The 25,612-nt window shown below is 56.0% G+C and carries 22 protein-coding genes; 5 read left to right on the top strand and 17 right to left on the bottom strand.

What is annotated here, in order from left to right:
* The first annotated feature begins 6 nt into the window (after positions 1 to 6).
* Positions 7 to 1,392 (top strand): type II secretion system protein GspE, encoded by a 1,386-nt coding sequence (gene gspE / locus AC1MKH_RS03870; RefSeq protein WP_276221723.1) that lies wholly within the window; start codon positions 7 to 9, stop codon positions 1,390 to 1,392.
* On the top strand, positions 1,382 to 2,584 hold the full coding sequence (gene hofC, locus AC1MKH_RS03865; RefSeq protein ID WP_276221725.1) for a protein transport protein HofC: 1,203 nt from the start codon (positions 1,382 to 1,384) through the stop codon (positions 2,582 to 2,584). Before gspE ends, hofC begins: the two co-directional genes overlap by 11 nt.
* A gap of 31 nt (positions 2,585 to 2,615) precedes the next feature.
* On the opposite strand, the gene AC1MKH_RS03860 is transcribed toward hofC, so the two are convergent.
* Positions 2,616 to 3,659, bottom strand: coding sequence for a GMP reductase (locus AC1MKH_RS03860; RefSeq protein ID WP_253897345.1), 1,044 nt, complete (start codon positions 3,657 to 3,659; stop codon positions 2,616 to 2,618).
* A 228-nt stretch (positions 3,660 to 3,887) separates the two neighbouring features.
* Here AC1MKH_RS03860 and coaE point away from each other — a divergent pair, with 228 nt between their 5' ends.
* The 3 genes from coaE to yacG are packed head-to-tail and all read left to right on the top strand — an operon-like array spanning position 3,888 to position 5,455.
* A complete protein-coding gene (coaE, locus tag AC1MKH_RS03855) occupies positions 3,888 to 4,508 on the top strand; it encodes a dephospho-CoA kinase (RefSeq protein WP_276221728.1) in 621 nt (206 codons plus the stop codon).
* Entirely contained in the window at positions 4,508 to 5,251 is a 744-nt protein-coding gene (gene zapD, locus AC1MKH_RS03850) for a cell division protein ZapD (RefSeq protein WP_276221730.1), read from the top strand. The genes coaE and zapD overlap by 1 nt, the downstream gene beginning before the upstream one ends.
* A 9-nt stretch (positions 5,252 to 5,260) precedes the next feature.
* On the top strand, positions 5,261 to 5,455 hold the full coding sequence (gene yacG / locus AC1MKH_RS03845; RefSeq protein ID WP_276221732.1) for a DNA gyrase inhibitor YacG: 195 nt from the start codon (positions 5,261 to 5,263) through the stop codon (positions 5,453 to 5,455).
* A 91-nt stretch (positions 5,456 to 5,546) separates the two neighbouring features.
* Here yacG and mutT read toward each other — a convergent pair whose 3' ends face one another.
* The 16 genes from mutT to ftsI form a co-directional block, all read right to left on the bottom strand.
* Complete coding sequence (gene mutT, locus AC1MKH_RS03840; protein WP_276221734.1) at positions 5,547 to 5,939, bottom strand: 8-oxo-dGTP diphosphatase MutT; 393 nt, start codon at positions 5,937 to 5,939, stop codon at positions 5,547 to 5,549.
* 58 nt (positions 5,940 to 5,997) lie between these two features.
* Positions 5,998 to 8,703: a preprotein translocase subunit SecA gene (gene secA / locus AC1MKH_RS03835; RefSeq protein WP_276221736.1), complete on the bottom strand. Its 2,706-nt coding sequence runs from the start codon at positions 8,701 to 8,703 to the stop codon at positions 5,998 to 6,000.
* 60 nt (positions 8,704 to 8,763) lie between these two features.
* A complete protein-coding gene (secM, locus tag AC1MKH_RS03830; RefSeq protein WP_015965914.1) occupies positions 8,764 to 9,276 on the bottom strand; it encodes a secA translation cis-regulator SecM in 513 nt (170 codons plus the stop codon).
* 214 nt (positions 9,277 to 9,490) lie between these two features.
* Entirely contained in the window at positions 9,491 to 10,408 is a 918-nt protein-coding gene (gene lpxC / locus AC1MKH_RS03825) for a UDP-3-O-acyl-N-acetylglucosamine deacetylase (RefSeq protein WP_015965915.1), read from the bottom strand.
* 100 nt (positions 10,409 to 10,508) lie between these two features.
* Positions 10,509 to 11,660 (bottom strand): cell division protein FtsZ, encoded by a 1,152-nt coding sequence (gene ftsZ, locus AC1MKH_RS03820; protein ID WP_015965916.1) that lies wholly within the window; start codon positions 11,658 to 11,660, stop codon positions 10,509 to 10,511.
* 114 nt (positions 11,661 to 11,774) lie between these two features.
* Complete coding sequence (ftsA, locus tag AC1MKH_RS03815) at positions 11,775 to 13,037, bottom strand: cell division protein FtsA (protein ID WP_015965917.1); 1,263 nt, start codon at positions 13,035 to 13,037, stop codon at positions 11,775 to 11,777.
* A complete protein-coding gene (gene ftsQ / locus AC1MKH_RS03810; protein ID WP_149463109.1) occupies positions 13,034 to 13,867 on the bottom strand; it encodes a cell division protein FtsQ in 834 nt (277 codons plus the stop codon). The genes ftsA and ftsQ overlap by 4 nt, the downstream gene beginning before the upstream one ends.
* A 1-nt stretch (position 13,868) precedes the next feature.
* Positions 13,869 to 14,789: a D-alanine--D-alanine ligase gene (locus tag AC1MKH_RS03805; RefSeq protein ID WP_231825380.1), complete on the bottom strand. Its 921-nt coding sequence runs from the start codon at positions 14,787 to 14,789 to the stop codon at positions 13,869 to 13,871.
* Positions 14,782 to 16,257, bottom strand: coding sequence for a UDP-N-acetylmuramate--L-alanine ligase (gene murC / locus AC1MKH_RS03800; protein ID WP_276221742.1), 1,476 nt, complete (start codon positions 16,255 to 16,257; stop codon positions 14,782 to 14,784). Before murC ends, AC1MKH_RS03805 begins: the two co-directional genes overlap by 8 nt.
* A gap of 55 nt (positions 16,258 to 16,312) precedes the next feature.
* Entirely contained in the window at positions 16,313 to 17,380 is a 1,068-nt protein-coding gene (gene murG, locus AC1MKH_RS03795) for an undecaprenyldiphospho-muramoylpentapeptide beta-N-acetylglucosaminyltransferase (RefSeq protein WP_276221744.1), read from the bottom strand.
* Complete coding sequence (gene ftsW, locus AC1MKH_RS03790) at positions 17,377 to 18,621, bottom strand: cell division protein FtsW (protein WP_276221746.1); 1,245 nt, start codon at positions 18,619 to 18,621, stop codon at positions 17,377 to 17,379. The genes murG and ftsW overlap by 4 nt, the downstream gene beginning before the upstream one ends.
* Entirely contained in the window at positions 18,621 to 19,937 is a 1,317-nt protein-coding gene (gene murD, locus AC1MKH_RS03785) for a UDP-N-acetylmuramoyl-L-alanine--D-glutamate ligase (protein ID WP_276221748.1), read from the bottom strand. The genes ftsW and murD overlap by 1 nt, the downstream gene beginning before the upstream one ends.
* Before the next feature lie 2 nt (positions 19,938 to 19,939).
* A complete protein-coding gene (gene mraY, locus AC1MKH_RS03780; protein WP_015965924.1) occupies positions 19,940 to 21,022 on the bottom strand; it encodes a phospho-N-acetylmuramoyl-pentapeptide-transferase in 1,083 nt (360 codons plus the stop codon).
* Positions 21,016 to 22,374: a UDP-N-acetylmuramoyl-tripeptide--D-alanyl-D-alanine ligase gene (murF, locus tag AC1MKH_RS03775; RefSeq protein ID WP_276221750.1), complete on the bottom strand. Its 1,359-nt coding sequence runs from the start codon at positions 22,372 to 22,374 to the stop codon at positions 21,016 to 21,018. Before murF ends, mraY begins: the two co-directional genes overlap by 7 nt.
* Positions 22,371 to 23,858 (bottom strand): UDP-N-acetylmuramoyl-L-alanyl-D-glutamate--2,6-diaminopimelate ligase, encoded by a 1,488-nt coding sequence (gene murE, locus AC1MKH_RS03770; protein ID WP_276221753.1) that lies wholly within the window; start codon positions 23,856 to 23,858, stop codon positions 22,371 to 22,373. The genes murF and murE overlap by 4 nt, the downstream gene beginning before the upstream one ends.
* Complete coding sequence (gene ftsI, locus AC1MKH_RS03765) at positions 23,845 to 25,611, bottom strand: peptidoglycan glycosyltransferase FtsI (RefSeq protein ID WP_149463100.1); 1,767 nt, start codon at positions 25,609 to 25,611, stop codon at positions 23,845 to 23,847. The genes murE and ftsI overlap by 14 nt, the downstream gene beginning before the upstream one ends.
* Position 25,612: the final 1 nt, after the last annotated feature.

Genomic DNA, 25,612 nt, shown 5'->3' with positions numbered 1-25,612 from the left:
GCCGCGATGAATCAGGATCAGTTGCTTGCTCTGTGTAAAAAGCATCACGCCCTGTTGATCGGCAACGATCAGAGCGTGTTAAGCATCGCCGTTGTCGGTGCGCCATCGGATGAACTGATGGATGCGCTGCGTTTTGCCACACAAAAACGTGTCGATATCGAATGCTGGAGCCAGGAGCGGATGGATAAACATTTGCAGCTCACGGCAACCGCCAGCCAACCCGCCGCCAATGACGACTCCCGCAGCGCGGTCGATCTGCTGAACCGCTCGCTGGAGCAGGCGTTGCTACAGCGCGCATCAGATATTCATTTTGAACCCGGCGAGCATCACCTGCGCCTCAGACTTCGCGTAGACGGCGTGCTGCATGTATTTTCTACGCTACCGCTTTCGCTGGCGGCAACGCTCACCGCACGTTTAAAGGTGCTGGGCAATCTCGATATTGCCGAACGTCGCATTCCGCAGGATGGTCAATTTACCGTGGAGATCGCCCGCCAGTCCGTCTCTTTTCGTATCGCGACGCTGCCGTGTCGATACGGTGAAAAGGTGGTTCTGCGTCTGCTGCATAACGTTGAACAGGCGCTGGATATCAATCAACTCGGCATGAGCGGCGATCAACTGGCGCTGTTTGGCGATACGCTCAATCAACCGCAGGGGCTGATCCTGGTGACCGGGCCGACGGGCAGCGGTAAAACCGTGACGCTGTATAGCGCCCTGCAACGGCGTAATCGCAGCGACGTCAATATTTGCAGCGTGGAAGACCCGGTTGAAATCCCCATCGAAGGGCTGAATCAAACGCAAATCAACCCTCGCGCCGGGCTGACGTTTCAGAGCGTACTGCGCGCCCTGCTGCGGCAGGACCCGGATATTGTGATGGTTGGCGAAATTCGCGATGGCGAAACAGCAGAAATTGCCATCAAAGCCGCGCAAACCGGGCACCTGGTGCTCTCTACGCTGCACACCAACTCAACCGTTGAAACGCTGGTGCGCCTGGAACAAATGGGCGTAGCGCGCTGGATGATCTCATCGGCGCTCCAGCTTGTCGTCGCCCAGCGGCTGGTGCGTAAGCTGTGCCCACACTGCCGGGAGAAAAACGGCATGGAAGCGCCACTGCCGCACGCGCTCTGGCCCCGTGCATTGCCACACTGGCAGGCAGCCGGCTGTCAGCATTGCTATCACGGCTATCTTGGTCGCGCGGCGATCTTCGAGATCCTGCCGCTTAACAACGATCTACGCCACGCCATTGCCGCAGGTCGCGGGACCGAAGAACTGCTACAGAAAGCGCGTCTGGCGGGAATGACAACCCTGTTCGAGAACGGCTGTATGGCCGTCGAGCGCGGGCTTACCACGCAGGAAGAGTTACTGCGCGTGATGGGGCTTCCGCATGGCAGCTAATCAACTCTGGCGCTGGCGCGGCCTGACGCTTCAGGCTGAAGAACGGCACGGAACGCTGTGGGCGCCTAATCGCCCGGAAGCACTGGTGTCATTGCAGCAGCAGGGCATCACGGCGCTGACGCTTCGCCGCTGTACCGTCAGGGCCACATACTGGCAGACAAACTGGCGCTGCGAGATTATTGAACAGCTGGCGACGCTGCTGCATGCCGGCCTCACGCTCTCGGATGGGCTGGAGATGCTGGCTCGCCAGCATCCTATTGCGCAGTGGCAGGCCCTGCTCGGCACGCTCTCTCAACGGCTGGCGGAAGGTGTTTCGCTTTCCGACGGGTTGCGACAGTGGCCGGAAGCTTTTCCGCCGCTCTATCTGGCGATGATTCGCACCGGGGAGGTAACGGGCAAGCTGGATATCTGCTGTCGCGCGCTGGCACAACAACAAAAATCGCAGCGAGCCATGACGCAGAAGGTGAAAAAAGCGCTGCGCTATCCGTGCATCATTTTGCTGCTGGCTATCGCTGTGGTGGTGGCGATGCTGGGTTTTGTGCTGCCCGAATTCACGGCAATTTATCGCACCTTTAATACGCCGCTGCCCATGCTCACGCAAGTCGTCATGAACATGGCGGATGCTGTTAAACTGCATTACGGGCTGATCGCGCTGCTCCTGACGCTGCCTTTTCTTCCCGGCAGAATACTGAAAAACAATCTGCGCTGGCAGCGACTTCAGGCGCGGGTCGCACTTTCACTGCCGGTGATGGGCAATCTGGTACGCGGGCAGATGCTGAGCCACATTTTTACCGTGCTATCACTGACGCAAAGCGCGGGCATTGCCTTCTTACAGGGGCTGGAAACCGTCGAGGAAACCGTCGCTCAACCGCTCTGGCGGGAAGTCATTAGCAGACTCCATCATGACATTTCGCAGGGAAGCCCCATCTGGCAGGCGATGGAAAATGGCCAGGTTTTCACGCCGCTGTGTATTCAACTGGTACGAACCGGGGAAGCGTCCGGCGCGCTGGACCAGATGCTGCAAAATCTGGCGGACTACCACAGTGAGAAGACGCACCAGTTGGCGGAAAATCTGACGTCACTTCTGGAACCCATGTTACTGGTGGTGACAGGCACCATCATCGGCACGCTGGTCGTCGCCATGTATCTGCCGATATTTCATTTGGGGGATGCGATTAGCGGAGCGGGATAAGCGCTGGCGCAGGAAGCGCCAGCGCGAAGCATTACAGGCTGTTGAACACGCGGTTCTCTTGTTCCTGCACGCGGATAAAGGTGGTGCGTTTGGTCAGTTCTTTCAGGCGGGAAGCACCGACGTAGGTGCACGCTGAACGCAGGCCGCCAAGGATATCGCGCGCGGTGTTATCTACCGGGCCGCGCAGCGGCAGCTTAACGGTTTTGCCTTCTGCTGCGCGATACTGAGCAACGCCGCCAACGTGACGATTCATCGCAGATTCTGAGCTCATGCCGTAGAAGAGCATGAATTTTTCACCGTTCTCTTCAACCACGGTGCCACCGCTCTCTTCATGGCCTGCCAGCATACCGCCGAGCATCACGAAGTCAGCGCCGCCGCCGAAGGCTTTCGCCACGTCGCCAGGAACCGTACAACCGCCATCGCTGACGATTTGGCCGCCCAGGCCGTGCGCTGCATCCGCGCACTCAATCACAGCGGAAAGCTGCGGATAACCGACGCCGGTTTTTACACGCGTGGTGCAAACGGAACCCGGGCCAATGCCCACTTTTACGATATCTGCACCGGAAAGAATCAGCTCTTCGCACATCTCGCCGGTTACCACGTTACCCGCGCAGATGGTTTTGGTCGGCCAGGCCTGACGCGCTTTCGCTACGAACTGAACGAAGTGCTCGGAGTAGCCGTTTGCGACGTCAATGCACACGAAGTTCAGCATCGGGTGCAGCGCCAGAATCTGTTTGGTTTTCTCGAAATCGGCGTCAGAGGTGCCAGTAGACACCATCACGTGTTTCAGAACCTCTTCAGATTCGTTCTGAGCGAAAACTTTCCAGTCTTCAACGGTATAGTGTTTATGCACTGCCGTCAGAATATCGAAAGACGCCAGCGCTTTTGCCATTGCGAAGGTACCCACGGAATCCATATTCGCGGCGATAACCGGCACACCGGACCAGCGTTGGCCAGAATGTTTAAAGGTGAATTCGCGTTCCAGTTCAACATCGGAACGGCTTTTAAGAGTAGAGCGTTTAGGGCGGATAAGAACGTCTTTGAAACCTAACTTCAGATCTTCTTCGATACGCATGTGCGGATTCCTGGGGTTAATGGCATTAATTATAAGAGCACAACTCCAGTAACGTTATCATACGCACTAATCAGGGCTTCGCAAGACTGCGATTTTCACTTTTTTTACGCTACAATCCTATAAATTTACCATTAGTTCGGTGAACATGAGCGCAGGCAAACAGGCGCTAAAGTGTTTTGTTTTTAACCAATTGATTTATCTAATCAATTCTCATCAGGATTCACAGGAATGGCGTATACCGTAGCGTTAACGGGTGGCATTGGCAGTGGCAAAAGTACCGTCGCTGATGCATTTTCTCACCTGGGAATTAACGTTATTGATGCCGATATCCTCGCCCGTCAGGTTGTCGAACCGGGGACCCCGGCTTTACATGCCATTGTGGAACACTTTGGCCCTCAGACCCTGACGCCGGATGGCGCCCTTAATCGCCGCGTTTTACGCGAGCGCATTTTCGCTAACCCTGATGAAAAAGCCTGGCTTAACGCCCTGCTTCATCCGCTTATTCAGCGGGAAACCCAGCAGCAAATGCAGCAGGCCACCTCGCCGTACGTTCTGTGGGTGGTGCCATTGCTGGTAGAAAACAATCTTGCTGCCCGTGCCGATCGCGTGCTGGTGGTGGATGTTACACGCGATACGCAAATTCTTCGTACCATGCAGCGCGACCAGGTGTCGCGAGAGCATGCTGAGCACATACTTGCCGCCCAGGCGACGCGCGAACAGCGGCTTGCGGTAGCTGATGACATCATTGATAACAACGGCACACCAGAAGCGATTGCTTCGGATGTTGCTCGCCTTCACGCACGCTATCTTGAGCTCGCGACGCAGGCTGTATCACAGGAAAAACCTTAATGCACACCCACATCCTTTTTGAGCACCCCCTGAACGAAAAAATGCGTACCTGGCTGCGTATTGAATTTCTCAACCAGCAGCTACGCACCCAGTTACCCATCACGGATCACGCCAGCGCATTACACTTTTTTCGTAATTTAGGGGATTTACTGGATGTGTTTGAACGTGGCGATGTTCGCACAGAGATGCTCAAAGAGCTGGAGCGCCAGCAACGTAAATTGCAGGCCTGGAATGAAGTGCCAGGCGTTGACCAGAGCCGTATTGATGCGGTCCGTCAGCAGCTGAAAAACAGCGGCAGCATTCTGATGGCCGCGCCGCGCATCGGTCAGTTCCTGCGCGAAGATCGCCTGATTGCACTTGTGCGTCAGCGTTTAAGTATTCCCGGCGGCTGTTGCAGTTTCGATCTGCCCACGCTGCACATGTGGCTGCATGCGCCACAGCAGCAGCGCGATGCGCAGGTAGAAATCTGGCTTGCCAGCCTCGAGCCGCTGAATCAGGCGCTGGATCTGATCCTCGATCTGGTGCGTAACTCCGCGCCTTTCCGCAAGCAGACCAGCCTTAACGGTTTCTACCAGGATAACGGCGAAGATGCCGATCTGCTGCGCTTACAGTTAGACTTGTCCTCACAGCTTTACCCGCAAATTTCCGGGCATAAAAGCCGCTTTGCCATCCGCTTTGTGCCGCTGGACAGCGAGAATGGCGTCATTCCTGAACGTCTGGATTTCGAACTGGCTTGTTGCTAAGGAGACACTATGTCTGAAGAAACTATCGTTAACTGCCCCACCTGCCAGAAGCCGGTTGTCTGGGGCGAGCAAAGCCCGTACCGTCCGTTTTGCTCTAAACGCTGCCAACTGATTGATTTAGGAGAATGGGCGGCAGAAGAGAAGCGCATTCCGAGCGCAGGCGATATGTCCGACACGGATGACTGGAGTGAAACCCCGCAGTAATCCTGCGCGCTTAACTGTAGGTCGGATAAGGCGCTTGCGCCGCATCCGACACTTAACGCGCACAATGCCTGATGCGCTTCGCTTATCAGGCCTACGGGGTTTGCCCTAATTTTTCGATAATCGGTGCATTCGCTGGCGGAAATTCTTCGGCAACCAACGCGCTCTGTGCAACCCATCGTCCCGGTTGCCCCTCTTTTCCCCATGGCTCACCCTGCCAGTTTTCCACCAGCCAGAACCACAGAGTGATGTGTCGATCGGGAAATTCATACTCCAGCTTATCAAACAGCTGCGGTTCGCTGGCGGTAATGCCAACTTCTTCCTCAAGCTCGCGGATCATCGCCTCTTCAGCTGTTTCACCCGCTTCAATTTTACCGCCCGGAAATTCCCATTTATTTGCCATGTGAGCATCAGCGGCGCGTTGGGTAATGTAAATCTCCCCCGCGTCGTTGCGAATAATGCCGACGGCGATTTGCAGTATTTTCATAGTGTCTCATCCAAAAAAAAGGCGCAGATCTCTGCGCCTTTTGCTCTTTTATCAGACCTTAGCTCAGACGGCCATGGCACTGTTTGTATTTTTTACCGGAACCACACGGGCACGGGTCGTTACGGCCAATTTTACGCTCGCCCGTTTGCGCTGCCAGTTCCTGCGCGGCGGCGGTATTTTCGTCCTGGTGGCTAAGCTGCTGCATCTGTGCCAGGCGCTCGGCCTCTTCACGACGCTGCTGTTCCATCTCTTCCACTTCTTCCGGCATGCGAACCTGTACTTTGCTCAGGGTGCTGATCACTTCATATTTCAGTGATTCCAGCATCGCCGCGAACATGGAGAAGGATTCGCGTTTGTACTCCTGCTTCGGATCCTTCTGCGCATAGCCACGCAGGTGGATACCCTGACGCAGGTAGTCCATCGCCGCCAGGTGCTCTTTCCACAGGGAGTCGAGGGTTTGCAGCATCACGCCTTTTTCGAAGTGACGCATCATCTCAGCGCCAACGACTTCTTCTTTACGCTGGTAGACTTCAACTGCGCTCTGCAGAATACGCTCACGCAGAGTTTCTTCATGCAGTTCCGGCTCTTTGTCCAGCCATTCGGAGATCGGCAGTTCGAGGTCGAAGTCGTTTTTCAGACGTTCCTGCAAGCCTGGGATATCCCACATCTCTTCCAGCGACTGCGGCGGAATGTGCGCATCGATGGTCGCTTTAAAGACATCTTCACGGATGCTGTTGATGGTTTCGCTAACATCGCTCACATCCAGCAGTTCATTACGCTGGGTGTAGATGGCGCGACGCTGGTCGTTGGCGACGTCATCGTATTCCAGCAGCTGTTTACGAATATCGAAGTTGCGGCTTTCAACTTTACGCTGCGCGTTGGCAATCGCTTTGGTCACCCACGGGTGTTCAATGGCTTCGCCTTCTTTCATGCCCAGTTTACGCATCATGCCGGAAACACGGTCAGAGGCAAAAATACGCATCAGCGCATCTTCCATCGACAGGTAGAAGCGGGAAGAACCGGCATCACCCTGACGGCCTGAACGGCCACGCAGCTGGTTATCGATACGGCGAGATTCGTGACGTTCGGTACCAATAATGTGTAAACCACCGGATGCCAGCACGGCATCGTGGCGAACCTGCCAGTCGGCTTTGATCTGTGCGATCTGTTCCGGCGTTGGATTTTCCAGCTCGGCAACTTCCGCCTGCCAGCTACCACCGAGCACGATATCGGTACCACGACCCGCCATGTTGGTAGCGATGGTTACCGCTGCCGGATAACCTGCCTGCGCAACAATCGCCGCTTCGTTGGCGTGGAATTTGGCGTTCAGAACGTTATGCTTGATGCCCGCTTTCACCAGCTCGTTAGAAACCACTTCGGATTTCTCGATGGAGATAGTACCGACCAGCACCGGCTGACCATTAGCAGTACGTTCTTTAATGTCCGCAATGATCGCTTGAATTTTTTCCGCTTCGGTCATGTAGACCAGGTCCGGCATATCTTTACGGATCATCGGACGGTTGGTCGGCACCACCACGGTATCCAGCTTGTAGATAGAGCTGAATTCGAAGGCTTCTGTATCCGCAGTACCGGTCATACCGGCCAGTTTTTCGTACAGACGGAAGTAGTTCTGGAAGGTGATGGATGCCAGCGTCTGGTTCTCGTTCTGGATTTCCACGCCTTCTTTCGCTTCCACGGCCTGGTGCAGACCATCGGACCAGCGGCGGCCCTGCATGGTACGGCCCGTATGTTCATCGACGATGATGACTTCGCCATCTTTCACGATGTAGTCAACGTCACGGGTGAACAGCACGTGCGCGCGCAGCGCAGCGGTAACGTGGTGCATCATCATGATGTTGCCCGGGGAGTACAGCGACTCGCCCTCTTCCATGATGCCTTCTTTAACCAGCAGCTCTTCAATCAGTACCAGACCACGTTCAGTCAGGTTAACCTGACGCGCTTTCTCATCAACAGAGAAGTGGCCTTCGCCCTGGAAAGTCTCGGAGTCTTCTTTATCCTGACGAACCAGATGCGGAATAATTTTGTTCATTTTCTTATACATTTCCGAGCTGTCTTCAGCCGGGCCGGAAATGATAAGCGGGGTACGCGCTTCATCGATAAGGATGGAGTCGACCTCATCCACCAGCGCATAGTGCAGTTTACGCTGTACGCGCTCTTCAGGGCTAAACGCCATGTTGTCGCGCAGATAGTCAAAACCGTATTCGTTGTTGGTGCCGTAGGTGATGTCAGCCGCGTACGCTTCGCGTTTTGCCGGAGCTGGCAGGCCAGACATGTTGATGCCAACGCTCATACCGAGGAATTCGAACAGCGGACGGTTGTTTTCGGCGTCACGTTGCGCCAGGTAGTCGTTGACGGTCACGACGTGAACGCCTTTACCGGTCAGCGCATTCAGATACGCCGGCAGGGTCGCGGTCAGGGTTTTACCTTCACCGGTACGCATTTCCGCGATGCAACGATCGTTAAGGACCATACCACCCAGCAGCTGCACGTCGAAGTGACGCATGCCAAAGACGCGTTTACTGGCTTCACGGACGACCGCGAATGCTTCCGGGAGCAGGCTTTCCAGGCTGGCGCCTTTTTCCAGGCGAGCGCGGAACTCTGCGGTTTTGCCTTTCAGCTCGTCATCGGAGAGTTTTTCCATCTCCGGTTCCATCGCGTTGATGACAGCTACCGCTTTGCGCATACGGCGCAGGGTACGGTCGTTACGACTACCAAATACTTTCGTTAATAAATTGATTAGCATAATAAAATCTCAAACGCCCCGCTTTGCGGAGTCAGGAAAATAAAAGAAAGACGACTATTTTCAGACGAGGCGCTGCGGCCCGGCGCGAATGCCCTGAACCTGGCTCACCCACGCAGGGATGCTAAATACGGAAGGTGCGACCGACGGGGCAACAGCTGCCTGGCGCACAATGGCCGGCGGCTTGCTTTCAACCGTGAGTAACGCATTAAGGGTGTCCAGCAAGGCAAGGTGCTGGGCGGCCTGCAATGGCGTGGTGGCCGTCGCTTCAGCGACGGGCAGCGCTTGTGGCGCCATGGCAAATGAGAGGTGGCGAATCACCGTGCGGATGGCATGCTGATGCCAGTAATCCACGTTAAACGATGGGCGACGATTCGCTTCCAGCAGGGCCAGCTGCGTGAAATTGACTTTCGCGGCAGGGTTATGATTGCTGGACGTCTCGCGGGCAGGCGAAGCAGGTTCGGCGTTATTTGCGAGCGCAGGCAGGCCGAAACTGGCAGCAACCATCCCCAACAGGAGATGCGGCCAGAAATAGCGTCTACCTAACTGTCGCCAACGCGTCAGTAACCCACTCACGTAATGTCTACCCCAGAGATTATTATTTTTCGCGCACAGATATTACCATTAATGCTGGATATCGACAGCATCAATGAAGAGAACGTCGCTGAAAAGTGCGCAAGAAAACAGCAATCGCACAAAAACAGGAATTTTCGAGGGGAAATAAAAAACGACTGGTTCCCTGACCGGAGAGAGTGCCAGGTTGCCAGTCGAATTTATGAAATGGTCAGGCTTATGCCAGAACCATTGTCGGTGCTTTGAACGCCAGTGGCAGTTCGGCGTCGTCTTCGAAGGTCACATATTCCCAGGCTTCCTGTTTTGCCAGGACCGCCTGCAGAAGTTTGTTATTCAGCGCATGACCGGATTTGAACGCGGTAAATGCACCAATAATGTTGTGACCACACATGAACAAGTCACCGATCGCATCCAGCATTTTGTGACGAACGAATTCATCTTCAAAACGCAGACCGTCTTCGTTCAGTACGCGATAATCGTCAACAACGATGGCACAATCGAAGCTGCCGCCCAGGCACAGGCCACGGGACTGCAGATATTCGATATCACGCATGAAACCGAAGGTACGTGCACGACTAATCTGGCGCATAAATGCGTCGGCAGAGAAGTTCATTGCATAGCGCTGGGTACTGGCATCAATCGCCGGATGGTTAAAGTCGATGGTAAAGTCCAACGAAAAACCATTGTACGGTTTGAATTCAGCCCACTTGTCGCCATCTTCGACACGCACGGTCTCTTTGATGCGAACAAATTTCTTCGCGCAGTTCAGTTCATCGATGCCGGCATCCAGCAACAGATAAACGAACGGTGCAGCACTGCCGTCCATAATCGGGATTTCTGGCGCATCGACTTCAACAACGATGTTGTCGATACCCAGCCCCGCCAATGCGGCGTTGAGGTGCTCTACGGTCGAAATCCGCACGTCATGCTCGTTCACCAGACAAGTACAGAGCATTGTATCACGCACAGATTTGGCATCGGCCGGAAAATCTACCGGTGGATTCAAGTCGGTGCGACGATAGATGACCCCGGTATTGGCCGGCGCAGGGCGTAAGGTCAGTGTGACTTTCTTGCCGGTGTGTAAACCGACGCCAGTCGCCTGAACGATACGTTTAAGTGTCCTTTGTTTGATCATCGTATAATCTCGCCAAATTAACTATCCAACCGAAGTGTACTATACATTCGGACGGCCAGTTTAGCACAAAGAGCGGGCATTCCCAACTTTGAGCTAATTCTTAATCAGCCTGCTTACGTAAAAACGCCGGGATATCCAGGTAGTCCGGTTCTTTGGTGGTCTGCGGCGTATTGTCGTTAACCACTTTAGCGGCTGGTTTCTGCTCCTGCGTCAGCGGCGTCATGCCGTGCTGCTGGTAGCGATCCATAACCGGCTGCTGAGTCTGCTTGTTGGTCACCAGGGTAATTTCCGGACGTTTGTCCATACCAATACCGGTTGCAACAACAGTCACGCGCAGTTCGTCGTTCATATCCGGGTCAAGGGAAGTACCGATAACCACGGTCGCGTTATCCGATGCAAATGCACGGATGGTGTTACCCACAGTTTCGAACTCATCCAGACGCAGGTCAAAGCCAGCGGTGATGTTGACCAGCACGCCGCGAGCGCCAGACAGGTCGATATCTTCCAGAAGTGGAGAAGAGATCGCCATTTCAGCCGCTTCTTCAGCACGGTCTTCACCGCTTGCCAGGCCAGAGCCCATCATGGCATAGCCCATTTCTGACATCACGGTACGCACGTCAGCAAAGTCGACGTTCATCAGGCCCGGGCGAGTAATCAGCTCGGCGATACCCTGAACCGCGCCCTTCAGTACGTCGTTTGCCGCGCCGAAAGCGTCGAGCAGAGAGATACCGCGACCCAGCACTTTCAGCAGCTTGTCGTTCGGGATGGTGATCAGGGAGTCCACGTGTTTGGACAGTTCAGTGATACCCTGTTCCGCGAATGCCATACGCTTTTTGCCTTCAAAGTTGAAAGGCTTAGTCACGACAGCAACGGTCAGAATACCTAAATCTTTAGCCACTTCAGCCACAACCGGCGCTGCACCCGTACCGGTGCCACCACCCATGCCTGCGGCGATAAAGACCATGTCTGCGCCATCTAATGCAGCGCGCAGTGCTTCGCGGTCTTCATCAGCAGCGTTACGGCCCACTTCCGGGTTTGCACCCGCACCCAGACCTTTGGTAATACCGCTACCGATCTGGATTGTCTGGCCAACAGCCGTTTTACGTAACGCCTGAGCGTCGGTATTCACTGCGAAAAATTCAACACCTTCGATGCGCTCGCGCACCATGTGCTCAACGGCATTACCGCCGCCGCCACCGACGCCGATGACTTTAATCACCGCGTCGTTGGTCAGTTCCATAGGTTCAAACATAGTCTCTCTCCGTTTTATACACTTTTTCAATCAGACCGCTCTACCACAGCCTGAAAGACATCGTGTATGTGCCTGTCGCCTGAAAGCGCTAATTTTCTGCGCTCTCTTAAAAAATTAAAACTCTTTTCGCAGCCAGCTGTTCAATCGCTTAATCCATGAACCAACCGATGCGGTCACACGCTTGTCTACTTCTGCTTCACCGCTCAAGTGGGACTCTTTCCCATAGTGCAGCAGGCCCACAGCCGTTGAGTAATACGGCTCCTGGGCGTAATCCGTCAAACCGGTGATATTCAGCGGCGCGCCAATACGTACCTGCGTATGGAACACGCGCTGGGCGCAGGCCGCCAGGCCTTCAATTTGCGCCGCGCCACCGGTGAGTACAATCCCCGCCGCGAGGTGATGTTTGACCCCTTGCTGGCGAAGCTGTTCCTGTAACTGCAAAATTTCTTCGTTGACCAGATTGAGCAGCTCGGTGTAGCGCGGCTCAATGACTTCTGCCAACGTCTGGCGCTGCAGGCTGCGCGGCGGACGACCACCCACGCTCGGCACTTCAACGCTCTCGTCTTTGCCCACGATGGAGCCCAGTGCACAACCATGGCGCACTTTAATCGCTTCGGCATCACTCGGTGGCGTCCCGAAGGCGTAAGCGATATCGCTGGTGACCACGTTCCCTGCATAAGGGATGACTTTGGTGTGGCGCAGCGCCCCGCCAGTATAAACGGCGATGTCCATTGTACCACCACCGATATCCACTACGCAGACACCCAGCTCACGTTCATCTTCCGTCAGGACCGAATAACTGGCTGCCAGCCCGGCAAATATCAGTTGGTCAACTTTCAGACCACAACGTTCCACGGCTTTGACGATGTTTTTCGCCATATCGTTGTGGCAGGTAATCAGATGGACCTTGGCCTGCATACGCACGCCAGACAAGCCGACCGGGTTTTTGATGCCTTCCTGGTAATCAATCGCGTATTCCTGCGGAATCACGTGCAAAACACGGTGCTCATCGCGGACGCGAACGGATTTCGCCGTATGCACCACGTTTTCGACATCTTCCTGCGTCACTTCTTCTTCTGAGATAGGCACCATGCCAATCTCATTTTGACAGCTTATGTGTTTGCCGGAAAGCGCCAGATATACAGAGGAGATCTGGCAATCCGCCATCAATTCAGCCTGGTCGATAGCGCGTTGTACGCATTTCACTACCGACTCGAGGTCATTTACCCCGCCTTTGTCCATACCCCGCGATGGGCAACTGCCCACGCCGATGATATTGACCATGCCGTCGGGCAGAACTTCCCCTACTAAAGCGGCGACCTTCGCGGTGCCAATCTCCAGTCCAACTACCAGTTTTCTGTCCGTCGCCTTGATCATTGTTGTTCTGCCTGTGCCTGATTCTGTTGTTGACTGGTTTCTTCGACAGGGGCAGGCTCCCAACCTACTGACGCCCCTGAGTCATAGCGCAAATCAACGTAGCTAATCCGATTACCTTCTGTTTGCGCCTGCTGCTGAAGAACCGGATACAGTTCTAAAAAGCGCTCAAGCCGCTTCATGGTGTCACCCCGTCCCAGGTTGAGCTTGATACCATCGCCCAACGTCAACTGCCAGGAACGGCGTGCCGTCATTGCCGCCACTTTTAATGTGAACTTCCCTTTCGCCAGCACGGCCCCCATGTCGCGGTATCCCTGCAAGACTTCGCTTTCGCTGCCTTCAGGGCCATACAACATGGGCAAACTCTGCTTGTTGGCGCGATCGGCGGGTACGCTGAAGGAGTTGCCTTCGGCATCCACCATATGCTGATCATTCCAACGTGCAATCGGCACATATTCAACCAGATGAATCTTCAATTCGTCTGGCCACTGCTTTCTTACGCTTGCCTGTTTAATCCACGGCAGGCGTTCAATTTGCCCCTGAACGATATTCACGTCCTGAGTCATAAAGGTTCCTGGCGATCCCAGCGCCAGAATAGACTGGCGGATGTCGTCGTTGCGCGTGTAGTGCCGCTCGCCGGTGACCACCAGTTTCGAGATAGGCAAACGCTGCGCATCTTCCATCCAGCCCAGCACGACCCAGCCGCTAATCAACACGGTCAACAACACCGCCAGCAGGAAGACAATTCCTGCAAGACGCGTTCCATTATTGCGCCGCGAAGAATTGTACTCTTCTTCTTCACGGTTCCGCGTATTCAGCGCAGCCTGCGACATATCACCCCGCCAGGTCCAGAATTCGTACTACCAGTTGCGAGAAGCTCATTCCCGCCTGACGCGCCGCCATCGGCACCAGACTGTGGCTGGTCATCCCCGGAGAGGTATTCGCCTCCAGCAGATAAAGCTGACCATCACGGTCTTGCATCACGTCAATTCGACCCCAGCCACGACAGCCAAGAACAGTCCATGCTTTTAGCACCAGAGACTGCATTGCTGCTTCCTGGGCGTTATCTTCGCAACCAGGACAGAAATACTTCGTCTCATCAGAGAGATACTTCGCATCATAATCATAGAAGGTTCCGGCAGGTTGGATGCGAATTGACGGTAAAATTTCTTCGCCAAGCACCGCAACGGTGAATTCGGGGCCACTGAGCCATTTCTCCACCAGAACTTCTTCATCATGTTGAAACGCCAGCGTTAACGCCTGGGTCAATTCACCACTCTCGTTAACTTTTGACATCCCAACGCTTGAGCCTTCACGGCTCGGCTTGACGATGAGCGGCAAACCAAGTTCGGTAAGCTGCTGTTTTACTTCGTCATTCAGCCCTGATTCAAACTCTTTACGCGTGATCGCCACCCAGGGTGCGACCGGTAAACCCGCGCCCTGCCACAGCAATTTGCTGCGCAGTTTATCCATCGAAATGGCCGATGCCATCACGCCGCTACCGGTGTAAGGCAGTTTTAGCAGTTCCAGTAATCCCTGTAACGTGCCATCTTCCCCGCCTCGACCGTGAAGTGCAATAAACGCTTTCTGAAAACCCATATTTTTCAGCTGGGTAACATCAACCTCTTTCGGGTCGACCGGATGCGCATCGACACCCGCCTCACGCAGGCCAGCCAGCACGGCGGCCCCGGAGTTCAGCGAAACCTCACGCTCTGCGGAGGTGCCCCCCAGAAGGACAGCGATTTTATCAGCCATGACGCTCTTCCTCCTGAGTTTGCGGCTTGAGTTTGATTTCAGCTAAGTTACGCGCGATTTTGCCGATATTTCCAGCACCCTGAATCAGTACTAAGTCGTTACCCGTCAGTACCGGCGCCAGCATTTCAGCGACCTGAGCCGGGTCGGAGACCAGAATCGGGTCAACTTTACCGCGACCGCGGATCGTACGGCACAGCGAGCGGCTATCTGCGCCCGGAATCGGTGCTTCGCCAGCCGGATACACATCCAGCATCAGCAGCGCATCAACCTGCGTCAGCACGTTGGCAAAATCATCGTACAGATCGCGCGTACGGGTATAACGGTGCGGCTGGAACACCATCACCAGATTTTTATCCGGCCAGCCCGCGCGTGCGGCTTTAATGGTGGCGTCCACTTCCGTTGGGTGATGGCCATAGTCATCAACCAGCATCGCAGTACCCGCTTTGCCATTCACCTCGTCCAGCGGATATTCGCCAAGGAAATCGAAACGACGGCCTGTGCCCTGGAAGCTTTCCAGCGCGCGCAGAATCGCATCGTCTTCAATGCCCTCTTCCGTGGCGACCGCGACGGCGGCGGCAGCGTTCAGCGCATTGTGACGCCCCGGCGCATTCAGCGTGACGCGCAAATCTTCTTTATCCTGACGCACCAGCGTGAAGTGCCCCTGCGGACCCACCTGCTGATAGTCTTCAACGCGCACATCCGCGTCATCGCTAAAACCGTAAGTGGTGGTTTGACGGCCTACGCGCGGCAGCAGCTCGCGGATCACCGGATCGTCCACACACATCACCGCACGACCGTAAAACGGCAAGTTGTGCAGGAAGTTGATAAACGTCTGCTTCAAATTCTCGAAGTCGCCCTGGTAGGTATCCATGTGGTCGGCTTCGATGTTAGTGACAATAGCCACCATCGGTTGCAGATGCAGGAACGACGCATCGCTCTCATCCGCTTCCGCAATCAGGTAACGGCTGTGGCCCAGACGCGCATGCACGCCCGCGGCTTTTACCAGACCGCCGTTGACGAAAGTCGGGTCCAGCCCGGCTTCCGCGTAAATACTGGAGACCATCGCGGTGGTGGTCGTTTTACCGTGTGTCCCGGCGATGGCGATGCCGTGACGAAAACGCATCAGCTCAGCCAGCATTTCGGCGCGGCGGATCACCGGGATACGCGCTTCGTGCGCAGCAACAATTTCCGGGTTATCGGCGGCAATCGCCGTCGATACCACAACCACGCTCGCATCGCGGACGTTTTCCGGGCGATGGTTGAAATAAATCGTGGCACCCAGCTGCGACAGTTGCTGCGTAACCGGGTTCGGCGCCAAATCGGAACCGCTGATCTGATAACCTTCGTTGGCCAGAACTTCGGCGATACCGCCCATACCGGCACCGCCGATACCCACAAAGTGAATGTGCCGGACGCGACGCATCTCGGGCACAATGGAACGCAGTTTCGCCAGTTGTTGTGTATTCATTCTCTCAACGCCATCGACTTCTAAAATTCGTGCAGCGCAACGCGCGCCGCGAGGGTTAAGCCTGAGCTGCCAGGCTTACTGCTTTTGCTACTCGCTCTGTTGCATCCGGGATTGCCGTCGCGCGTGCGCGATCTGCCATTTCCAGCAGGGTTTTGCGATCCCAGAGCTCCAGCGTCGTGGCAACCGCTTCAGCGGTAAACTGCGGTTGCTCATAAATTTTCGCCGCGCCGGCTTGTTCCAGCGGCAGCGCATTCCAGTACTGCTGTCTGTCTTTATGCTGGAACGGCACAAAGATAGCCGGCAGACCGGCCGCAGCGATTTCGCTGACGGTCAGCGCGCCGGAACGGCACACCACCACATCAGCCCAGGCATACGCAGCAGCCATATCATCGATAAATTCGGTGACTTTATGCTGCGGCTCGCCCGCGTCTTCATACGCCTGCTCGACGGTTTGCTGCGCGCCTTTCCCGCTCTGATGCCAGATGGTAATGGTTTCGCCCAGCTTCGACGCCACCTGCGGCATGGTCTGGTTCAGGATGCGCGCACCCTGCGAACCGCCCACGACCAACACGCGTACCGGGCCTTCACGCCCCGCCAGACGCTGTTCCGGCAGCGGCAGCGCCAGCACATCGACGCGAACCGGGTTACCCACCACTTCCGCATCAGGAAATGCGCCGGGAAACGCCTGCATCACGGTTTTCGCGATCTTCGCCAGCCATTTGTTGGTCAGGCCAGCAATGCCATTCTGTTCGTGCAGCACAACGGGAATACCGAGTGACCACGCCGCCAGACCACCAGGGCCAGAGACATAACCGCCCATTCCCAGCACCACGTCCGGTTTAAAGCGTTTCATGATCGCGCGCGCCTGACGCCAAGCATTAAAGATGCGCAGCGGCGCAAGCAGTAATGCTTTTACACCTTTGCCACGCAAGCCAGAAATACGAATAAAGTCGATTTCGATACCGTGTTTCGGCACGAGATCCGCTTCCATACGATCAGCGGTACCCAGCCAGCGTACTTGCCAGCCCTGGTCCATTAAATGGTGCGCAACCGCCAGCCCGGGGAACACATGCCCGCCGGTACCGCCTGCCATCACCATTAACCGCTTCGTTTCACCGCTCATCTGGAACCTCGGGTAAACGCCTGGGCTTTTTCCAGACGTGTTTCATAATCTATACGTAACAGGAACATAATCGCTGTCGACATAATCAGCAGACTGGAACCACCGTAACTGATAAGCGGCAGGGTCAGACCTTTGGTCGGCAGCATACCGGCTGCCGCGCCGACGTTAACCAGCGCCTGGAAACTGAACCACACGCCAATCGCGCAGGCCAGAAAACCGGCGAATCGCTGGTTGAGTTCCAGCGCTTTACGCCCAATGGACATCGCTCGGAAAGCGACGAAGAATACCATTAAAAGCGCCAGTACCACACCGATATAACCGAGTTCCTCGCCGATAATGGCGAAGATGAAGTCGGTATGCGCTTCCGGCAGATACTCCAGTTTTTGCACCGAATTACCCAGCCCTTGCCCCCACATTTCACCGCGACCAAAAGCCATCAGTGATTGGGTAAGCTGGTAACCGCTACCAAACGGATCTTCCCACGGGTTCCAGAACGAGGTCACACGACGAATACGATACGGCTCGGCGAGGATCAACAGCACCACCGCTGAAATCCCCATACCGATGATGGCGATGAACTGCCACAGCTTCGCACCAGCCAGGAACAGCATCGCTAGCGTAGTGACGAACAGCACGACGACCGTACCGAGGTCCGGCTGTGCCAGCAGTAAAATCGCCAGCACGAAAATGACACCCATCGGCTTTAAGAAGCCGCGCAGGTTGTTACGCACTTCGTCGGCTTTACGCACCAGATAGTTGGCGATATAGCAGAACAGCGACAGCTTGGTGAACTCCGCTGGCTGAATACGCAGCGGGCCGAAGGCAATCCAGCGTGATGCCCCGTTAACCGAGCTCCCGACGACCAGTACAATCAACAGCATGGCGATAGACGCAATCAGCATCGAGGTGCTGTAGCGCTGCCAGAACTCCATCGGCAGACGCAGCGTGATCATCGCCAGCGCAAACGCCAGCACGATATAGAGGCCATCACGTTTGGCGAACAGGAAAGGATCGTTCGCCAGACGCTGACCAACCGGCATGGATGCCGAGGTCACCATCACGAAACCGATCGCCGCCAGGCCGAAGGTCAGCCACAGCAGGGTGCGATCGTACATCACCAGGCTGTCGTTATCCTGTGCCCGGGAGCCCATCACCCAGCCTTTCAGCGCGGCAAATACCCACGCCAGGATGGCAAACCCTGGCAGGCGAGGCATTTTCAGGCGCGGGAGGGATAAACGCATCAACCTAACTCCTTCGCCAGTCGTGCAAACACGTCGCCGCGTTGCTCAAAGCTTTTAAACTGATCGAGACTGGCGCAGGCCGGTGACAGCAGCACCATGTCTCCGGCTTTCAGCTGCGGCGCAATGGCGCGCATAGCCTGTTCCATCGTCTCCGTTTCGGTGGCGATTTCCGGACGTATAGCGGCAAGTTCGCTGCCGTCGCGGCCAAAGCAGTAAAGACGAATATTATCGCCGGTCAGATAGCGCGCCAGCGGGCTGAAATCGGCGGATTTCCCGTCGCCACCCAGCAGCAGCCAGAGTGTGCCATCAACGTGTAAGCCGTTGAGCGCCGCTTCCGTACTGCCGACGTTGGTCGCTTTTGAGTCGTTGATCCAGCGAACGCCATTGTGATTCAGCACCACCTGGAAGCGATGCGCTAGCCCGGCGAAGGTGGTCAGCGCCTTCAGGCTGCTGGCTCGCGGCAGGCCGACGGCATCCGCCAGCGCCAGCGCCGCCAGCGCATTACTGTAGTTGTGCTGTCCGGTAAGGGTCATCTCTTTAACGTTGAGGACCTTTTCACCTTTCACGCGCAGCCAGGTTTCCCCCTGCTGGCGATTAAGGTGGTAATCACCGACATCGACGCCAAAGCTGACGCAGCGCTCATCGGCGCCGCGAATCGGCATGGTCAACGCATCATCAGCGTTCACCACACAGGTTTTGGCATTTTCATAGACGCGCAGTTTGGCGGCACGATACTGCTGCAGGCCAAACGGATAGCGGTCCATATGATCTTCAGTGACGTTCAGAATGGTTGCCGCCGCAGCCTGCAAGCTGGACGTGGTTTCCAGCTGGAAGCTGGAGAGTTCCAGAACATAGAGTTCGCGCGTCGGGTCGAGCAGCATCAGCGCGGGCAGGCCAATATTGCCGCCAACGCCAACATTCACGCCCGCCGCTTTGGCCATTTCACCGACCAGCGTGGTAACGGTACTTTTGCCGTTGGAACCGGTGATCGCCACGATCGGCGCTTGCGCTTCACGGCAGAAGAGTTCGATATCACCGACGATTTCGATACCTGCATCAGCCGCCGCGCTCAGAGACGGGTGCGCCAGCGCGATGCCGGGGCTGGCGACAATCAAATCCGCAGCCAGCAACCAGTCATCATTCAGACTACCAACGTAACGCTCAACCTCTTCCGGCAGTTTATCCAGCCCAGGGGGAGTGGCTCGCGTATCCATCACGCGCGGCGTTACGCCACGCGCCATGAAGAAATCGACGCAGGAGAGCCCGGTCAAACCAAGACCGATAATGACAACATTTTTACCCTGGTAATCTGCCATGATTAACGTACCTTCAGCGTAGCCAGGCCAATCAGCACCAGCATCAGCGAAATAATCCAGAAGCGCACAATGACGCGCGGTTCCGGCCAGCCTTTCAGTTCATAGTGGTGGTGAATCGGTGCCATACGGAAGATGCGCTGACCGCGCAGCTTGAAGGAACCGACCTGCAAAATCACCGACAGCGTTTCAACCACAAACACGCCGCCCATAATCACCAACAGGAACTCCTGACGCAGCAGCACGGCGATAATGCCCAATGCGCCGCCCAGCGCCAGCGAACCGACATCGCCCATAAAGACTTGTGCCGGATAGGTGTTAAACCACAGGAAGCCCAGCCCTGCCCCGACAATCGCGGTGCAGACGATAACCAGCTCCCCCGCATGCCGCAGATACGGAATATGCAGATAGTTAGCGAAGTTCATGTTACCGGTCGCCCACGCTACCAGAGCAAAACCACCGGCAACGAAGACGGTTGGCATGATAGCCAGGCCGTCCAGGCCATCGGTCAGGTTCACTGCGTTACCGGTACCGACAACAACAAAGTACGCCAGAAGGATGTAGAACAGCCCCAGTTGCGGCATCACGTCTTTAAAGAACGGCACCACCAGCTGCGTGGCTGGCGTATCTTTACCCGCCAGATACAGCGCGAACGCCACGCCCAGCGCAATCACCGACATCCAGAAATATTTCCAGCGCGCGATCAGGCCCTTGGTGTCTTTACGGACAACTTTGCGATAGTCATCGACAAAACCAATAATGCCGTAGCCGACCAGCACCACCAGCACGCACCAGACGTACGGGTTGGACGGATAAGCCCACAGCAACACGGAAACCACAATCGCGGTGAGGATCATGATCCCGCCCATTGTCGGCGTACCGCGTTTGCTGAAGTGCGATTCCGGACCATCGTTACGCACAACCTGTCCGAAGGAGAGTTTCTGTAAATGGGCGATCATGCGCGGGCCCATCCACAATGAGATGAACAGCGCGGTCAGCAGGCTGACGATGGCGCGAAACGTCAGATAGGAAAAGACGTTAAAGCCGGAATAATATTTGACCAAATGTTCGGCCAGCCAAACTAACATGTCCCGTTCTCCTGTAATGCGCGTACTACCTCTTCCATGGCGGCACTACGTGATCCTTTCACCAGAATGGTGAGGGTTTGCTGTTCATTAATGAGCGTTTTAAGACGCGCAATGGCTGCTGCTTTGTCGGTGAAATGCTCGCCGACGCCGCTGGCAGAACTGATTGCCTGACTTAATTTACCAACGCTTAAGACTTTATCGATGCCCGCCGTTTTCGCAGCGTCGCCAACCTGAATGTGGCAGGCTTCACTTTCTGCGCCCAGTTCGGCCATATCGCCGACCACCAGCACGCGATAACCCGGCATCTCTTCGAGCACCTGCACCGCAGCGGTCATCGAACCGACGTTGGCGTTATAGGAGTCGTCGAGCAGTAGTTGGGTGTCGCTCAGGTGAATCGGGAACAAACGCCCCGGAACGGAAGTCAGCTTCGCCAACCCGGCTTTCACCGCGTTTAAGTCCGCCCCCACCGCCATCGCCAGTGCCGTCGCGGCCAGCGCGTTAGCAATGTTGTGGCGACCCGGCAGCGGCAGCAGTACGTCTAGGTCGCCGGTTGGCGTTTGCAGCGTAAATTCGGTGCCATGGCTGGTAACGTGAATATTGGTCGCGGTGAAATCGCTGTTCGCCGCATTCGGCGAGAAGCGCCACACTTTGCGCGAGCCAATAATCGCTTGCCAGTTCAGCCAGTCGTTGTTGTCGGCATTCAGGATAGCGATACCGTTAACCGGCAGGCCGGTGAAAATCTCACCTTTGGCTTTTGCCACGCCCGCCAGCGATCCGAACCCTTCCAGATGCGCCGCCGCGAGATTGTTCACCAGCGCCGCTTCCGGGCGAGTCAGGCTCACCGTCCAGGCGATTTCGCCCTGATGGTTGGCACCCAGTTCAATCACCGCGAATTCGTGTTCTTTCGTCAGGCGCAGTAATGTCATCGGCACACCGATGTCATTATTGAGGTTACCTGCGGTATAAAGCGTGTTGCCGCACTGACCCAGAATGGCGGCGGTCATCTCTTTCACCGAGGTTTTACCGGAAGAGCCCGTCAGCGCGACGACGCGCGTTGGCACTTGCTGGCGAACCCATGCCGCCAGTTCACCGAACGCCAGACGGGTATCCTTCACCACCAGTTGCGGCAGATCGATATCCAGTTTACGGCTGACTAACAGCGCGCCCGCCCCACCCTCTTTCGCTTTTTCAACGAAATCGTGGGCGTCAAAACGCTCGCCTTTCAGGGCCACAAACAGGCAGCCCGGCGTTAATTTGCGCGTATCGGTGGTGACATCTTCGATACGCAGGTCAGCACCATTCAGTTCACCGTGCAGAATGCCAGCCAGTTCGCTAAGCGTTACGCTAATCATGCGATCACTCCCAGCAGACGCGCTGCGGTTACACGGTCGGAATAGTCGAGACGTTGAGTGCCGACAATTTGATAATCTTCATGACCTTTACCGGCCAGCAGCACCAGGTCATCAGGCTTCGCCTGCATGATGGCGTTAGTGACCGCTTGCGCACGCCCTTCCATCACTTTCGCGTGGCCGGCATCAAGCATGCCCGCAAGAATGTCGTTGATGATGGCGCGTGGCTCTTCGGTACGCGGGTTGTCATCGGTGACAACGGCGATATCGGCAAACTGCTCGGCAATCGCGCCCATCAGCGGGCGTTTACCTTTATCACGGTCACCGCCGCAGCCAAAGACGCACCATAGTTTGCCTGCGCAGTGCAGACGCGCCGCTTCGAGCGCTTTTTCCAGCGCATCCGGCGTGTGAGCGTAATCGACAACCACCGTCGGTTTACCCGGTGCGCTAAACACTTCCATACGGCCACAAACCGGTTGCAGGCGGGAAGCGGTTTTCAGCAGATCCGCCAGCGGATAACCGAGCGCCAGCAGCGTGGCCAGCGCCAGCAACAGGTTGCTGACGTTGAACGCGCCCATCAGGCGGCTCTCGATTTCGCCGTCGCCCCAGGTCGAGCTGAAACGGATGGTTGCGCCGCTGTCGTGATAATTCACCTCGGTCGCTTTTAACCAGCGCCCGTGGCAGTTCGGATTGATGTGCTCTTCCATTGACACCGCAACCGCGTCCGGCAATCTTGCCAGCCAGCGGCGGCCCACTTCATCGTCGGCGTTAACAATCGCCTGGCCGCAGTGGTGCGTGGAGTACAGCAGCCATTTCGCTGCTTCGTAATGTTCCATATCACCATGATAATCAAGGTGATCGCGGCTCAGGTTAGTAAACACAGAAGCCACAAATTTCAGTGCCGCCACGCGGTGCTGTACCAGCCCGTGGGAAGAGACTTCCATTGCCGCCAGCGTCGCGCCCTGGTCTGCCAGGCCGGACAGCACGTGCTGAACATCAACCGCTGAACCGGTGGTATTTTCTGTTGGGATCACTTTACCCAGCAGGCCGTTACCGACCGTGCCCATCACCGCGCTGGTTTCGCCCAGCAGTTGCCCCCACTGTGCGAGCAGTTGGGTGGTGGTGGTTTTACCGTTGGTGCCGGTCACGCCCACGAGGCGCAAACGGTCAGACGGTTCATGGTAAAAACGGCCGGCCAGTGCCGATAAGCGCTCCGTCAACTGGCTGAGGTAAATAACCGGGACGCCGTGCATTTCACGGATTTCGCCATCGGTCGCTTCATCTTTTGCCTCGGCTATAATGGCAGCTACACCTTGCGCAATTGCCTGCGGGATATAACGACGCCCGTCCGCCTGATGACCAACCACCGCTACGAAGAGATCGCCCGATGCAGCCACACGGCTGTCGAGTGTCATCTCTCGCAGTGCTCGCTCCGGCGCATTTGGCACCCACGGAGCGAGAAGGTCGCGCAAATTACGATCTGCCACCTGTTCCCTCGCCTTGATTAATCACAAATTCACTTTTTTCGCCCGTTGCCAGCGCATCCGGCTCGATGTTCATGGTACGCAGAACGCCGCCCATGATGGCACCGAAGACCGGCGCGGAAACGGCGCCGCCGTAGTATTTACCTGCCTGCGGGTCGTTGATGACCACCACCAGCGCAAAACGTGGCTGGCTGGCTGGCGCAACGCCCGCGGTGTAAGCAATATATTTATTGATGTAACGCCCGTCTGGCCCCACTTTTTTCGCCGTACCGGTTTTGATGGCGATGCGATAGCCTTTGATCGCCGCTTTCACGCCGCCGCCGCCAGGCAGCGCCACGCTTTCCATCATGTGAACCACGGTACGTACGATGGATTCCGGGAAAATACGTTCGCCAGGAACCGGAGGGTCAACTTTGGTTATCGACAGCGGACGGTAAACCCCGTAGCTGCCTATCGTTGCGTAGACTCGCGCTAACTGTAACGGCGTTACCATTAGCCCGTAGCCGAAAGAGAAGGTGGCCCTCTCTATGTCAGACCACCGTTGTTTTTGAGGATATAAGCCACTGCGTTCTCCGACCAACCCCAAATTGGTCGCTTTTCCCAATCCAAAACGTGAGTAAGTCTCTACTAACGCTGAGGACGGCATCGCTAACGCCAGCTTGGAAACACCGACGTTACTCGACTTCTGTAGTACCCCGGTCAGGGTCAATTCGCTGTAGCGCGCCACGTCTTTAATTTCGTGGCCGTTAATACGGTAAGGAATAGTATTCAGCACGGTATTTTCACGCACCACGCCGCGCTGCAACGCGGTCATTACCACCATCGGTTTAACCGTTGAACCCGGTTCAAACACGTCGGTGATGGCGCGGTTACGCATGGTGTCTTTGGCCGTGCCGGAGAAGTTGTTTGGGTTATAGGAGGGGCTGTTGGCCATCGCCAGCACTTCACCCGTGTTCACATCGACCAGCACTGCGCTGCCCGATTCCGCTTTGTTAAACGCCACGGCGTTGTTCAGTTCGCGGTACACCAGCGCTTGTAAACGCTCATCGATACTCAGCGCAAGGTTGTGCGCCGCCTGGCTGTCCGTTGAGGAGATATCCTCGATAACGCGCCCGTAGCGGTCTTTACGCACGATACGTTCGCCCGGTTGCCCGGTCAGCCACTTATCAAAGCTCTTCTCGACGCCCTCGATCCCCTGGCTATCGACGTTAGTGAAGCCAATAAGGTGAGAAGTGACTTCGCCTGACGGATAGTAACGGCGCGACTCTTCACGCAGATGAATACCCGGCAGTTTGAGTTTTTTGATGTAGTCCGCCATGTCAGGATTAACCTGGCGAGCAAGGTAGATAAAGCGCCCTTTCGGGTTCGCATTGATACGGTTTGCCAGCTGATCCAGCGGCAGATTCAGCGCGGTAGAGAGCGCGTTCCAGCGATCGCCGACGCTCACGCCGCCCGCATCATGCACTTCTTTCGGGTCGGCCCAAATCGCTTTCACCGGTACGCTCACCGCTAATGGCCGGCCAGAGCGGTCGGTGATCATCCCGCGAGAAGTAGACACTTCCTGAACGCGCAGGGAGCGCATATCGCCCTGACGCACCAGCATATCCGGGTTGATTATCTGCAACCACGCAACGCGGCCCAGCAGGAAGCCGAGAGCCACCAGAATACAGCCGCACAGCAACGCAAAACGCCAACTGATAAAGTTGGCCTGTTCTTCCTGACGTTTTGGTTTGAGCGTCTTTCCCGCTGCTTTCATG

The organism is Pseudocitrobacter sp. CD920760 (assembly GCF_057782505.1).
This window is presented reverse-complemented; position numbering and strand designations above follow the sequence as displayed.

Coding starts and splice junctions, on each gene's coding strand:
- coaE (WP_276221728.1), top strand. CDS start 3,888: ATGGCGTATACCGTAGCGTTAACGGGTGGCATTGGCAGTGGCAAAAGT.
- ftsA (WP_015965917.1), bottom strand. CDS start 13,037: ATGATCAAGGCGACGGACAGAAAACTGGTAGTTGGACTGGAGATTGGC.
- ftsZ (WP_015965916.1), bottom strand. CDS start 11,660: ATGTTTGAACCTATGGAACTGACCAACGACGCGGTGATTAAAGTCATC.
- yacG (WP_276221732.1), top strand. CDS start 5,261: ATGTCTGAAGAAACTATCGTTAACTGCCCCACCTGCCAGAAGCCGGTT.
- secA (WP_276221736.1), bottom strand. CDS start 8,703: ATGCTAATCAATTTATTAACGAAAGTATTTGGTAGTCGTAACGACCGT.
- lpxC (WP_015965915.1), bottom strand. CDS start 10,408: ATGATCAAACAAAGGACACTTAAACGTATCGTTCAGGCGACTGGCGTC.
- zapD (WP_276221730.1), top strand. CDS start 4,508: ATGCACACCCACATCCTTTTTGAGCACCCCCTGAACGAAAAAATGCGT.
- murF (WP_276221750.1), bottom strand. CDS start 22,374: ATGATTAGCGTAACGCTTAGCGAACTGGCTGGCATTCTGCACGGTGAA.
- ftsQ (WP_149463109.1), bottom strand. CDS start 13,867: ATGTCGCAGGCTGCGCTGAATACGCGGAACCGTGAAGAAGAAGAGTAC.
- mutT (WP_276221734.1), bottom strand. CDS start 5,939: ATGAAAATACTGCAAATCGCCGTCGGCATTATTCGCAACGACGCGGGG.
- gspE (WP_276221723.1), top strand. CDS start 7: ATGAATCAGGATCAGTTGCTTGCTCTGTGTAAAAAGCATCACGCCCTG.
- hofC (WP_276221725.1), top strand. CDS start 1,382: ATGGCAGCTAATCAACTCTGGCGCTGGCGCGGCCTGACGCTTCAGGCT.
- ftsW (WP_276221746.1), bottom strand. CDS start 18,621: ATGCGTTTATCCCTCCCGCGCCTGAAAATGCCTCGCCTGCCAGGGTTT.
- murC (WP_276221742.1), bottom strand. CDS start 16,257: ATGAATACACAACAACTGGCGAAACTGCGTTCCATTGTGCCCGAGATG.
- AC1MKH_RS03860 (WP_253897345.1), bottom strand. CDS start 3,659: ATGCGTATCGAAGAAGATCTGAAGTTAGGTTTCAAAGACGTTCTTATC.
- murG (WP_276221744.1), bottom strand. CDS start 17,380: ATGAGCGGTGAAACGAAGCGGTTAATGGTGATGGCAGGCGGTACCGGC.
- murD (WP_276221748.1), bottom strand. CDS start 19,937: ATGGCAGATTACCAGGGTAAAAATGTTGTCATTATCGGTCTTGGTTTG.
- AC1MKH_RS03805 (WP_231825380.1), bottom strand. CDS start 14,789: ATGGCTGATAAAATCGCTGTCCTTCTGGGGGGCACCTCCGCAGAGCGT.
- mraY (WP_015965924.1), bottom strand. CDS start 21,022: ATGTTAGTTTGGCTGGCCGAACATTTGGTCAAATATTATTCCGGCTTT.
- ftsI (WP_149463100.1), bottom strand. CDS start 25,611: ATGAAAGCAGCGGGAAAGACGCTCAAACCAAAACGTCAGGAAGAACAG.